The sequence below is a fragment of the Paenibacillus sp. D51F genome, from assembly GCF_053345695.1.
The window spans coordinates 88247-99481 of the sequence record NZ_JBKFAO010000004.1 but is presented as its reverse complement, the minus strand read 5'-3'; the positions used below and the strand labels follow the sequence as shown (position 1 = coordinate 99481).

Annotated in this window: 13 protein-coding genes; 8 read left to right on the top strand and 5 right to left on the bottom strand. The window is 60.9% G+C overall.

The window, feature by feature from the left end:
* Positions 1 to 75: 75 nt before the first annotated feature.
* The 5 genes from ACLBWT_RS09525 to fumC all read left to right on the top strand — a co-directional run bounded on the left by ACLBWT_RS09525 (position 76) and on the right by fumC (position 4093).
* Entirely contained in the window at positions 76 to 273 is a 198-nt protein-coding gene (locus ACLBWT_RS09525; RefSeq protein WP_447662835.1) for a hypothetical protein, read from the top strand.
* 159 nt (positions 274 to 432) lie between these two features.
* Positions 433 to 621 carry a hypothetical protein gene (locus tag ACLBWT_RS09520; protein ID WP_447662834.1) on the top strand — a complete coding sequence of 63 codons (189 nt, stop codon included), beginning with the start codon at positions 433 to 435 and terminating at the stop codon, positions 619 to 621.
* A gap of 162 nt (positions 622 to 783) precedes the next feature.
* Entirely contained in the window at positions 784 to 1530 is a 747-nt protein-coding gene (gene map / locus ACLBWT_RS09515; protein ID WP_447662833.1) for a type I methionyl aminopeptidase, read from the top strand.
* 406 nt (positions 1531 to 1936) lie between these two features.
* Positions 1937 to 2605, top strand: a complete 669-nt coding sequence (locus tag ACLBWT_RS09510; RefSeq protein WP_447662832.1) for a bifunctional 2-keto-4-hydroxyglutarate aldolase/2-keto-3-deoxy-6-phosphogluconate aldolase — start codon at positions 1937 to 1939, stop codon at positions 2603 to 2605.
* A gap of 102 nt (positions 2606 to 2707) precedes the next feature.
* Entirely contained in the window at positions 2708 to 4093 is a 1386-nt protein-coding gene (gene fumC, locus ACLBWT_RS09505; RefSeq protein WP_447662831.1) for a class II fumarate hydratase, read from the top strand.
* Positions 4094 to 4520: 427 nt separating this feature from the next.
* On the opposite strand, the gene ACLBWT_RS09500 is transcribed toward fumC, so the two are convergent.
* Genes ACLBWT_RS09500 through ACLBWT_RS09490 form a run of 3 tightly spaced genes read right to left on the bottom strand, consistent with a single transcriptional unit; the run spans position 4521 to position 6543 of the window.
* The gene (locus ACLBWT_RS09500) at positions 4521 to 5141 is read right to left on the bottom strand and encodes a ferric reductase-like transmembrane domain-containing protein (RefSeq protein ID WP_447662830.1); all 621 of its coding nucleotides are present in this window, start codon (positions 5139 to 5141) and stop codon (positions 4521 to 4523) included.
* Positions 5138 to 6187 carry an FAD:protein FMN transferase gene (locus tag ACLBWT_RS09495; RefSeq protein ID WP_447662829.1) on the bottom strand — a complete coding sequence of 350 codons (1050 nt, stop codon included), beginning with the start codon at positions 6185 to 6187 and terminating at the stop codon, positions 5138 to 5140. The genes ACLBWT_RS09500 and ACLBWT_RS09495 overlap by 4 nt, the downstream gene beginning before the upstream one ends.
* Positions 6188 to 6189: 2 nt before the next feature.
* Positions 6190 to 6543 carry a hypothetical protein gene (locus tag ACLBWT_RS09490; protein WP_447662828.1) on the bottom strand — a complete coding sequence of 118 codons (354 nt, stop codon included), beginning with the start codon at positions 6541 to 6543 and terminating at the stop codon, positions 6190 to 6192.
* A gap of 320 nt (positions 6544 to 6863) precedes the next feature.
* On the opposite strand from ACLBWT_RS09490, the gene ACLBWT_RS09485 reads away from it, so the two are divergent.
* Both ACLBWT_RS09485 and ACLBWT_RS09480 read left to right on the top strand, forming a co-directional pair.
* A complete protein-coding gene (locus ACLBWT_RS09485; RefSeq protein WP_447662827.1) occupies positions 6864 to 8804 on the top strand; it encodes an ABC-F family ATP-binding cassette domain-containing protein in 1941 nt (646 codons plus the stop codon).
* A gap of 6 nt (positions 8805 to 8810) precedes the next feature.
* A complete protein-coding gene (locus tag ACLBWT_RS09480) occupies positions 8811 to 9461 on the top strand; it encodes a fumarylacetoacetate hydrolase family protein (RefSeq protein WP_447662826.1) in 651 nt (216 codons plus the stop codon).
* 150 nt (positions 9462 to 9611) lie between these two features.
* Here ACLBWT_RS09480 and ACLBWT_RS09475 read toward each other — a convergent pair whose 3' ends face one another.
* Complete coding sequence (locus ACLBWT_RS09475; protein ID WP_447662825.1) at positions 9612 to 9755, bottom strand: hypothetical protein; 144 nt, start codon at positions 9753 to 9755, stop codon at positions 9612 to 9614.
* A gap of 58 nt (positions 9756 to 9813) precedes the next feature.
* On the opposite strand from ACLBWT_RS09475, the gene ACLBWT_RS09470 reads away from it, so the two are divergent.
* Entirely contained in the window at positions 9814 to 10404 is a 591-nt protein-coding gene (locus ACLBWT_RS09470; protein ID WP_447662824.1) for a ribonuclease H-like YkuK family protein, read from the top strand.
* Between the two features lie 230 nt (positions 10405 to 10634).
* On the opposite strand, the gene ACLBWT_RS09465 is transcribed toward ACLBWT_RS09470, so the two are convergent.
* A complete protein-coding gene (locus ACLBWT_RS09465; protein WP_447662823.1) occupies positions 10635 to 11096 on the bottom strand; it encodes a Dps family protein in 462 nt (153 codons plus the stop codon).
* Positions 11097 to 11235 lie beyond the last annotated feature (139 nt).

Here is an 11235-nt window from a genome sequence, read left to right as displayed (position 1 = left end):
CCGCTGTTGTAAGCGCCTTACCTTTCCGATATACTTTTCCGTAATGACATTTACTGGAGAAGCGGGGGCGGCGGCATGGTGATTGAAGGATGGGTGACGGCTCTGACGCTTGCATTCGGCGTCGTGGCAGCTGTCGTCGGCGTCGCGGCCTACCTGCGCTTGTACCGCCGCCAGAATCCGGACCAGGGCCTGAGCAAGGCCGAGGCGTCCTTGCGGGACAGCCGTAAATTTCAGGAGGAACCGAACGATAAAGAAGTCCCTCCGCAGGAATGAATGGGAATTTGCTTCCAACCTGATGCATGAAGTGATATAATAGTGTGAAAAATACAAACATTCGCTTAACTGCCATGGAGTATCTGCACCATAGGGATACCTGCACGTTCTCGAATCCGAAGTTTCGGATGGACATCCAGCGTTAGAGGAGGAGATTTCATGGCCAAGCACAGCCAGAATGAAGTCAAGGAAAGCCTCAAGGAACTCACGAGAATTTTTCAGCCCAAGGATCCGCGGAAGTTCGTTAAGGATTACATCCGCAAATACCGCATCACCGGCGGATATGAGGATGAGCTGACGTCACTGGTTGAGCATGAAATGGACAGAATGAATTCCTCCGTGAGCTAGAACAAGCGAGCCTATCATATACCAGGCCTGGATACTCCCCCTGCGGAGTTCCGGGTCTTTTTTGCGTGGAATCAGGCGGCGGAATGAGGCGCGGCTCTTCCGAATAGCATAGATCGAGGGAGCTTGGATGGCGATCTTGGACGAAGAGCGGAGGCATCAGCCATGGCGGAATGGAAATCGGAAGAGGAAATCGGCAGGATCCGCCGCGCGGGACGAGTCGTCGCGTTATGCCACGATGCGATCGCGAAGCGGATCGCGCCCGGCGTCACGACGCTTGAGATCGACCGTTTCGTTGAACGGCTGATGGCGGAGCATGGGGCTTACCCGGCTCAGAAGGGATACAGAGGCTATCCTTATGCGACCTGCGCGTCTGTAGGAGAGGTCGTCTGCCACGGATTCCCGGATGCGGAGCCGCTTCAGGAGGGGGATATCGTGACGATCGACATGGTTGCGGATGTGGACGGCTGGAAGGCCGACTCGGCTTGGACCTATGCGATCGGAAAGGGCGGTCCCGGCGTGCAGTCGCTTATGGCGGGCGCCCGGCAGGCGATGCTGAGGGGGATCGGCCAATGCCGGGTCGGGCGCAGGATCGGCGACATCGGCGCCGCGGTTGTCCAGTCGGCGAAGGAGACGGGGCATTCGGTCGTGTCCAGCTTCGCGGGGCATGGGATCGGACGTTCCATCCACGAGCCGCCGGAGGTGAACCATGTCAGCAGAGGCGGCAGCGGAGCGGTTCTGCAGCCCGGCATGGTGCTGACCGTCGAGCCGATCCTGACGGCAGGCGGGTCGGAAGTATGGATTGCCCATGACGGCTGGACGGCCCGGACGAGCGACCGTTCCTGGTCGGCGCAATACGAGCATACGGTGGCAATAACCGAGCAGGGACCGGTTATCCTTACTTGTTTGTAAAGCGGGGATGCGGGCTCGAAAAAAGTTATCCCCCAAACTATGCACATATGCACAATTGATATCCACAATATCCACAGGGTTGTAGGGATAACTTGACCGGTTAGCTTGCAATGCTGAAAATATGGATCCATAAAGGCTTTTTTGATGGTGATTGTCCCCTTGTGGATAAAAAATGATTCGGCCTCTTCCATCTGGAAGAGGCTTTTCTGTGGATAGCTTCGATGATTGACGGTGGCGACGGGCTAGTGAGACAATGGAAGAAAGCGATTCCTACAGTTGCCTGTTCCAGGCGGCTGTAGGATCCGGAGGCGGGGAAGCAGCCGTGCGGCGATCGCCGCACGGCCGGCAGCATGACGAGGCCGGCCGCCGAGGCTCTAAGAGCATAAGAATCGGGGAGGAAGCTGACATGCTTAACAAACTGAGAGTGACTCAAGCAATCGCGGAAGCGGGCGTCGTGGCCGTGCTGCGCGCAGATTCGGCGGAGGAGGTCGCCCGCATGGCGAGGCATGCCATCCGCGGGGGGATCAAGGCGATCGAAATTACGATGACCGTGCCGATGGCGCTGCAGGCGATCCAGCAGCTGGCCGCAGAGTATTCCAGCAAGGCGGATCCCGCATCGGATACCTACGCGATCATCGGCGTCGGAACCGTGCTGGATCCGGAGACCGCCCGCGCGGCCATTCTGAGCGGCGCGGAATTCGTCGTTGCGCCGGCTGTCAATCCGGACACGATCACTCTGTGCAACCGCTATGCGGTGCCGGTCATGCCGGGAACGATGACGATCCGGGACATCCAGACCGCGATGGAGCTTGGAGTCGACATCGTCAAGCTGTTCCCGGGAAGCGCGTTCGGTCCGGATATGATTACGGCCGTCAAAGGCCCGCTTCCGCAAGCGAACATCATGCCGACGGGCGGCGTGTCGCTGGCCAATCTGGCGTTGTGGGTGAAGGCTGGCGCGGTCGCGGTCGGCATCGGCGGAGATCTGACCAAGGAAGCGGTCAAGCAGGGGGATTACTCGCTTATCGAGCGGCAGGCCCAGGCTTACGTCCAAGCCTACCGGGACGCCAAGGCCTGAGCGCGCCGCGGGGCAAGCCCGCTGGCGGCAGACGCTCGGATTGGGTAAAATGGGTGAGTGAAGGTAAGCGGTTTATCGACTTGAGAGAGGCGGAATGGAATCATGGAATACCGGATTGAGAAGGACACGATGGGCGAAATCAAGGTTCCCGCGGACAAGCTGTGGGGCGCGCAGACACAGCGCAGCCGCGAGAACTTCAAGATCGGCTGGGAGAAGATGCCGCTTGAAGTCGTCAAAGCGATGACATATGTGAAGAAAGCGGCGGCTCAGGCCAATCGGAAGCTTGGCGTTCTCGAGCCGGAGAAAGCCGACGCGATCTGCCGCGCGGCCGACGAGATCCTCGAAGGCAAGCATGACGGGGAGTTCCCGCTCGTCGTATGGCAGACGGGCAGCGGCACGCAGACCAATATGAACTGCAACGAGGTCATCGCCCGCCGCGCGAACCAGCTGCTGGAGGCGGAAGGCTCCATGGTGCGCATCCACCCGAACGACGACGTGAACCGTTCGCAGAGCTCCAACGATACGTTCCCGGCGGCGATGCATATCGCGGCGGTCATCGCGGTATCGACCTCCCTGCTGCCGGCGCTCGAGGTGCTCAAGGCGACCTTGCACGAGAAGAGCGTCAAATTCGACGACATCGTCAAAATCGGCCGCACGCATCTGCAGGATGCGACGCCGATCACGCTCGGCCAGGAAATCAGCGGCTGGGAAGCGATGCTGGAGAAATCGTCCTGGATGCTGACGAGCAGCGTCGACGCCATCCGCGAGCTCGCGCTCGGCGGCACGGCGGTCGGCACCGGCATCAACGCGCATCCGGACTTCGCGGTGCAGGTGGCGGCCGAGGTGGCCGAGATTACCGGCCATAACTTCGTGACGGCATCGAACAAGTTCCATTCCCTGACGTCCCACGACCAGATCGTCTGGGTGCATGGCGCGATCAAGGGCCTTGCGGCCGATCTGATGAAGATCGCCAACGACGTGCGCTGGCTCGCCAGCGGCCCTCGCAGCGGCATCGGCGAGATCACGATCCCTGAGAACGAGCCGGGCAGCTCCATCATGCCGGGCAAGGTCAACCCGACGCAGTGCGAAGCCATTACGATGGTCGCCTGCCAGGTCATGGGCAACGATGCGGCGATCGGCTTCGCGGCCAGCCAAGGCAACTTCGAGCTGAATGTGTTCAAGCCGGTCATCGCCTACAACTTCCTGCAATCCGTCGTGCTGCTCTCCGACTCCATGCTCTCGTTCAACGAGCATTGCGCCGTCGGCATCGAGCCGAACCTCGACACGCTGAAGCACAATCTGGATCAGTCCTTGATGCTCGTGACGGCGCTCAACCCGCATATCGGCTACGAGAACGCGGCCAAGATCGCCAAGCAGGCGCATAAGGAAGGCACGACGCTCAAGGAGAGCGCCATCAAGAGCGGCCTGCTCACTTCCGAGCAGTTCGACGAGTGGGTCCGTCCGGAGAAGATGACGGGCAAGCGCTGAGAAAGAAATAGGCAGGTGGCTCCGCCCCGTCATAGGAACGTGATGGGGCTTTTTTTTGATAGGGGAAAAGGATGAGGAATTGTTCGACACCTAAACAAATCAGGGCCGATACATGGATTTGAGCAGATCCAGTTCCAAGCTCTTCTTTCAAGGTTCGGGCGTGATGCGATAGGAATTCAAAAAGGACTGTCCCGTAAGTCATGAAAATGACCGGGGACAGTCCCTTTTTTCATAGGGTCAAACGAAACACCTTCTTGCACGGAGCTCAGCGCCTGCCGATGCGGATATGGGAGGCGAGCGTGCGGATGAAGCCGAAGATATGGAAGAGATTGCGTACGGGTAGTTTCACAGCCGAAGTGAATGGACAGGAATAACGGAAAAATGTGCAGCCGTAACTGTTGCCTGCAATCCGGCGGCTGAAACTTCCTCAGCTTGCATCGGAGCCGCGGGAAGCTTGATGCCGGCGGCTTCCATCCGGCCTGCGCGGACCGGGAAGGACTTCCGCACGGGCTCCGGGCTTGCGGGGGATGAGGCGTCCGCAGAACAGGAGAAGCGTCGCTCCCCCGGTCACGGCGTACATCCCTTGAACGACGCCAAGCGAGCTGTCGGTTCCGGCCAGCAGTCCATGCAGCAGGGCGGCGGCGAACATAGGATACGCGAGCATATGGATCGCGAGCCATAGAGGCCGCTTGAGGCGAGGGCGCAGATCCGTCGTGAGGATGAGGAGCAGCATGCCGTACAGGGCGATGCTTCCGATGCCGTACAGAACAGGATGGTCATGCGCGGTGAATGGAAGGAGCAGCTCTCCCCAGGTGAACGGCGTGTACGTATCAATGACGAGCACGGCGGCATGGAGCAGGGCGATCGCCGTGCCGGCGACCGTCAGCCGGCTGTGCCAGCGGTAGACCGAGATTTTCGACGCTCCCTTCAAAAAGGGATAGCCGTACAAGATGCCCAGCGACATGCCTCCGAACAGGGCGAGGTAAGCCGCGATGCCGGCGATTCTCGTCAACTGCCAAGTTGGCCATTCCACCATCCATTGGATCATATCGTCGCCTCCTGGATTGCCAGTGTGCCGGGCTCCCAGACGAAGCGTCCGGGATTCCGGGAAGGGATCAGGATCAGCTGGCGCTTATCCGTGATGACGGCGGCCTCGCAGCCGGGAGCGCCGAGCTTCATCCGGGCCGTGCCTTCTTCCAATCCGCAGATGCAGAAGGTTTTGGCCCAGGCTTCGCATTCGGCCGCCTCCGCTCCGGCGACAGTCGCCTGGACGATGCCGCTGGCAGCGCTGCGCCCGGTAAGGGGATCGATGAGATGATGAAGGCCGGATTCGTCTTTCCCCCAGCGCCGCTTCAAGGTCGAGGAGGTTGCTGCGGCTCCGTGCTTCAGCGACAGGCGCGCCGCATCCCTGCCGGTGTCCCAGGGATCCTCGATGGCGATCGTAGAGAAAGGGGCGTCCTTGTCTTCCTGCCATACGCTGAGGTCTCCTCCGGCGTTGACGATGCCGGCGGGAAAGCCGTGCCGCCGGCGCAGCCAGCCGGCGAGCCGGTCGGCGGCCCAGCCTTTGACGATGCCGCCGAGATCGAGCTCGCAGCCGGGTGCGAGCCGAACCGCGCCCATGCGTCCGTCCAGCTCGAACGGCTCGGCGTCGGCAATAGCTGCGGCATGACGGCCCGTATCCGGGTGGATTCCCGCTTGCCCGGAGGCTTCGGCAGATTCGAAGGCTTCCGCTTTCGCGAAGGCTTCGGTGAAGGTGTCAGCATGCTCGAAGGAGCGGCGATAGCCCTCCCGCTGCAGCTGGCGGAGCAAGCCGGGGTGGAAGGCGCCGCCCGTCTGCCGGTTGCATTCGAGCGCCAGTGACAGCACCTCCTCCATCATCGGCGATACGAACTGCCAGGAGCCGGCAGTCCGGTTGAGGGCGCTGAGCTCGCTGCCGGGCAAAAAACGGCTGAACCTCGCCTCGACATCGCGGAACCAGCGGCCGACCAGCGCATGATAGGCCGGCGTATCGGGAGTCCGATCGTCAGGCCAGCGGAGAATGGCCGATATGTCCGTGTTCATCGCCCTCAACGTGATTCGGGATTCGGCCGGCATGGTCATGACCCTCCGGAGCGGGAGCCCATGCCCCCGCCGCTGTCGGATTGGCTCCAGCCGCCGCCTGCCGCTCCATCGGACGGGAAGGAGCCGCCTCTCATGCCATGCCTGCCCGCGGGCCTTCCGGCTGATCCATCGGCAGAGCCGCTGCCATCCGGGCTTCCCGATTGCCAATCCTCCATGAGCTTGTCCGGATTGGCGAAGGTGGAATCCGAACCGCCGGATGTCGTTCTCCCGGACAGGATCTTTTCCTGAAAAGCCGAGCTGTTATGCACGGTACTGAACAAAACGAACAGGGCTGCCGCTCCGCCGGCGCCGATTTGCCACTTTCTCCATTTGCCGATTTGCCGCTTCATCGAATCCACCTCGCTTCAAGGATTACGTCTTACGTCTTATCCTACTTTGTCAAAATGAACAGAAAATGAAGATAGAGCTGACATGGAAATGATTTTTTTCTAAACAAGAGCGGGTTTGGCAAAGGCGTAGGGAGAGGGCTTCGCCGCGTAGCTTCCATACAGGGAGCCGGCCTTTGGACCGGAGGCGGCCGAGGGGAATGTACGGACCGAGCCGGCTTTTGGGCTTCCCGTCCTCCGCTTCCGGAATCGGACGGCGGCTGCGCAGCCGCCAAGTTGTGGTATGATGGAAGTACGAGAAAACAAGAAAGTCGGGGCCTGATATGCATCTGTTATCGGTAGAGCATCTTTCCAAAACCTACGGGGAGAAAAAACTGTTTGAAGACGTAAGCTTCGGAATATCCGACGGCGATAAAATCGGCATCATCGGAGTGAACGGAACAGGGAAGTCGACGTTTCTGAAGGCGATTGCGGGTATCGAGCCCGCCGACAGCGGCAGCGTCGTCATTCCGCCGCGAGTCAGCGTGCGGATGCTGCTCCAGAACTTGGAGTTCGATCCGGAGGAAACCGTGCTTGAGCATGTGCTCAGCGGGGATTCGCCGCAGCTGCGGGCCGTGCGTGACTACGCGGCGGCGCTGGAGGCTCTTGAGCGCAGCAGCTCGGATGCGGCGCTGCAGGAACGCCTGCTCCGGGCCAACGCGGCCATGGACGAGCAGGATGCTTGGCAACTGGAAAGCGATGCCCGCACGGCTCTCTCCAAGCTCGGCATAACGAGCTACGAGGCGAAGCTCGGCACGCTGTCCGGAGGCCAGCGCAAGCGGGTGGCGATGGCCGCCGCGCTGCTGTCGCCATCCGATGTGCTCATTCTGGACGAGCCTACCAACCATATCGACAACGAGTCTGTCGCATGGCTGGAAAGCATGCTGCAAAAGCGGCGCGGCGCGCTGCTCATGGTGACGCATGACCGCTACTTCCTTGATCGGGTCAGCAACCGCGTCATCGAGCTGGACCAGGGCCGGGCTTTCTTCTATACGGCCAACTACAGCCGGTTCCTGGAGCTGAAGCTGGAGCGCGAGGAGCGGGAGGCGGCGAGCGAGTCCAAGCGCCAGAATCTGCTGCGCAACGAGCTCGCCTGGATCCGCCGCGGCGCCAAAGCGCGCTCGACGAAGCAGAAGGCGCGGATCGAGCGCTTCGAGGCGCTCAAGGAGGCGGGGCCGGGCAAGGCTTCCGGTAAGCTGGACTTGTCCGTCGCATCCTCCAGGCTGGGGCGCAAGATCATCGAGCTGGAGGACGTGAGCAAAGGTTATGGAGACCGGTCGCTGATCAACGGCTTCAGCTACATCGCCGTGCCGGAAGACAGAGTCGGCATCATCGGGCGCAACGGCAGCGGCAAGTCGACGCTGCTGAAGCTGATCGCCGGCCGGATGGAGCCGGACAGCGGACAGGTCGTGCTCGGCCCGACCGTCAAGCTCGGTTATTTCTCGCAGGAGCATGAGGAAATGGACGAGTCGATGCGCGTCATCGAATACATCCGCGAGCAGGCGGAGCAGGTCCGCACCGGCGACGGCACGACGATCAGCGCCGGGCAGCTGCTGGAGCGGTTCCTGTTCCCTCCGGCGATGCAATGGTCGCCGATCTCCAAGCTGTCGGGCGGGGAGAAGCGCCGCCTGCAGCTGCTGCGCATCCTGAGCGGCGCTCCGAACGTGCTGCTGCTCGACGAGCCGACCAACGATCTCGATATCGCGACGCTCGGCGTGCTCGAGGATTACCTCGACGACTTCCCCGGCGTCGTGCTGGTCGTCTCCCATGACCGGTACTTCCTGGATCGGACGGTGGACCGGATCTTCGCGTTCGAGGACGGCGCCATCACCGAGCATACCGGCAACTATTCGGATTACGAAGAGCAGGCTCAGAAGAAGGGAAGTCCCCAGGACGCGTCCACCAAGCCGACTGCTCCATCTCCGTCCGCCGCCCAGGCGGGAGGGACGGCCGAAGCTCCGCGCAAGGAATCCAAGCTGCGCATGTCTTACCAGGAGCAGAAGGATTTCGAGGCGATCGACGGCCGCATCGCGGAGGCGGAATCCGAGCTGGAGCGTGTCCAAGAGGATATGGGCGTCTCGGGAAGCGATTCGGTTCGCCTGCAGGAACTCATGGCCCGACAGGAGAGCCTGGAGGCGAAGCTGGAGGAATTGATGGAGCGCTGGACCTATCTGAACGAGCTTGCGGAACAAATCGAAGCCCAAAAAGCGAAGAACAGGAGCTGACCTTGCATGAGTGCCTATGAAGACTACAGCCTGGAGTCCGTACGCAACATCTATTGCATCGGCCGCAACTACCGGCTGCATGCCCTTGAGCTCGGCAACGAAGTGCCGAAATCCCCGATGGTGTTCACCAAGCCGACCCATTCGCTCATTCCGATGGACGGAAGAGCCGTCGAGCTTCCGGGCGGGGAAGGCGAGGTGCATTTCGAGCTGGAGATCGTGCTTCGCGCGGGACGACACTGGGAGCCGGGAGTCGGAGCCGACGAGCTGTTCGACGCGATGGCGCTCGGCCTCGACCTGACGCTGCGCGACGTGCAGAGCAGGCTCAAGGAGAAAGGCCATCCATGGCTCGCCGCCAAAGGCTTCCGGAACTCGGCCCCGATCGGCCCGTGGCGGCCTTATCCGGGCATGGCCGGCTTGGAGGCCGCCGACTTCGCCTTGCTGCGCGGCACCGAGGTCGCCCAGCTGGGCAACGCCAGGGATATGATCTTCAAGCCGGACGTGCTCGCGGAGCATATCGGCAGCCGTTACGGCCTGCGCCGGGGAGACATCATCTTCACCGGCACGCCGGCCGGCGTCGCCGCGCTTCGGGACGGCGAGGAGCTGAGCGCTCTCTGGAACGGGGAGAAGGTCGCTTCCTCCCTTATCTCCCTCGTTTGACGACATGCATCGAACAGCCGCATCCTGCCCTCGTTTCGGCGAGGCTTGGATGCGGCTGTTTTTTTATCCGATGCAGCGGTCTGTCGAACGCAGCGAGCAAGAGGGGAGCCGGCTTGGCCTCGACAGGAAACAGGAGGCCGGGAACGGCGCCTATTCCAGCCGGCTCCCGCGATTGGACAGTCCTCTACTATGGTTGAGCATTGCCGGCGTCGGCTTGCTGAGCAGCACTGCAGGCCGGACGACGCCTTGCCGCAGCGCCGGACGGAGGAGCGCCTGCTGCTTGGGCCGGTTCATAGGCGCCGCTATCCAAGCATAAGCTGACGGTAGACAGCGAGGGCGGGTGAGAGCTAGCGTGACGAAGTCCAAGAGACAGCCGGAATCCCATGATTACCGCAACAGGCTTCGATTTCACAACGTCAAGGAGCAGCATCTGACCTTGGGCGAGGTCGCCGAGCGGATGATGTCTTTCATAAGGGAGGATCCGCGGGCAGCGTATCATTTTGCCATCGGAACGGACTCCCAGGTTCATCCGAACCACACCAAATTCATTACGGGCCTCGTTCTGAGACGGGTGGGCAAAGGAGCCTGGGCGTGCTACAGGCCCTTCGTGCTGAACAGAGAGCTGGCCTCGATCCGCGAGAAGCTGGCCTTCGAGACTTCTCTCTCCCAGGAGATGGCCGCTTATCTGGAGGAGCATCGAATCGTGCCCGGGATGGAAGATCTGATTCTGCCTTACGTATACCAGGGAGCCGAGCTCCGGACGTTCATCGATATCGATGCCGGGACGGAGCCTTGCCTCAATCCGACCCATCTGTACGTCCAGGAGATGATCGCCCGCGTGGAGACGATCGGCAACTACGTGCCCCGCGTCAAGCCGGAGGCTTACTGCGCTTCGAGCTATGCGAACCGCTACACCAAGCGGCCGGCAAGGATCGTCATGTGAATTGATTTACCGCTTTGGCTGCGGCGAACGCCTGCTTTTTTCATACTGGTGACAGGCATGGCAGCTTTTGAGTTAATTCGGCTTCGAAGGCATCCGGCACCCAATGCCGCGCTAATTCGGCTTCGAAGGCATCCGGCACCCAATGCCGCGCTAATTCGGCTTCGAAGGCATCCGGCACCAATCCCGCGCTAATTCGGCTTCGAAGGCACCCATCATTTCATCGGCCGCGTTTATTCGGCTGCGAAGGCATCCAGCATCCAGACATGCTTCTCCAGCGACGTATGGATGGCCAGCAGCATATCGGCCGTCGTTTCGTCCTGGTGGCTTTGAGCGGCGGCCATTCCTTCCTTGAGCTCGCCGATCATGCTCCTGAAGTCGGCCGAGACCGACCGGACCATAGCGATGGCGGATTCGCTGCCGGCCGCTTCCTGGACGGTAGCCGTCTCCAAATAAGCCTTCATGCTGGCCAGCGGCTTGCCTCCGACCGCCAGCAGCCGCTCCGCGAGCTCGTCGACATGAATGGCGGCTTCTTCGTAGAGAGCCTGGAACTTATCGTGCAAGGTGAAAAATTGGGGGCCTTTCACATACCAGTGGTATTGGTGAAGCTTCACATACAGGATGCTCCAATTGGCCAGTTGGAGATTGAGGACTTGAGCAACGGACGGGACGGCTGCAGCGGATGTGGCGGTCATGCAGATCAGCTCCTTATTTATAATAATTATTATCTAGTATTAAATATAATGAATTCGCGATCGACTGTCAAGGACGGCTCCCGAAAGCGGCTGAAATGAAAAGAGGCCCCTTTTCAGGGACCTTTCTGGCTGGCTGGGA

Coding starts and splice junctions, on each gene's coding strand:
- fumC (WP_447662831.1), top strand. CDS start 2,708: ATGGAATACCGGATTGAGAAGGACACGATGGGCGAAATCAAGGTTCCC.
- ACLBWT_RS09465 (WP_447662823.1), bottom strand. CDS start 11,096: ATGACCGCCACATCCGCTGCAGCCGTCCCGTCCGTTGCTCAAGTCCTC.
- map (WP_447662833.1), top strand. CDS start 784: ATGGCGGAATGGAAATCGGAAGAGGAAATCGGCAGGATCCGCCGCGCG.
- ACLBWT_RS09510 (WP_447662832.1), top strand. CDS start 1,937: ATGCTTAACAAACTGAGAGTGACTCAAGCAATCGCGGAAGCGGGCGTC.
- ACLBWT_RS09520 (WP_447662834.1), top strand. CDS start 433: ATGGCCAAGCACAGCCAGAATGAAGTCAAGGAAAGCCTCAAGGAACTC.
- ACLBWT_RS09490 (WP_447662828.1), bottom strand. CDS start 6,543: ATGAAGCGGCAAATCGGCAAATGGAGAAAGTGGCAAATCGGCGCCGGC.
- ACLBWT_RS09500 (WP_447662830.1), bottom strand. CDS start 5,141: ATGATCCAATGGATGGTGGAATGGCCAACTTGGCAGTTGACGAGAATC.
- ACLBWT_RS09475 (WP_447662825.1), bottom strand. CDS start 9,755: ATGAACCGGCCCAAGCAGCAGGCGCTCCTCCGTCCGGCGCTGCGGCAA.
- ACLBWT_RS09495 (WP_447662829.1), bottom strand. CDS start 6,187: ATGCCGGCCGAATCCCGAATCACGTTGAGGGCGATGAACACGGACATA.
- ACLBWT_RS09525 (WP_447662835.1), top strand. CDS start 76: ATGGTGATTGAAGGATGGGTGACGGCTCTGACGCTTGCATTCGGCGTC.
- ACLBWT_RS09485 (WP_447662827.1), top strand. CDS start 6,864: ATGCATCTGTTATCGGTAGAGCATCTTTCCAAAACCTACGGGGAGAAA.
- ACLBWT_RS09480 (WP_447662826.1), top strand. CDS start 8,811: ATGAGTGCCTATGAAGACTACAGCCTGGAGTCCGTACGCAACATCTAT.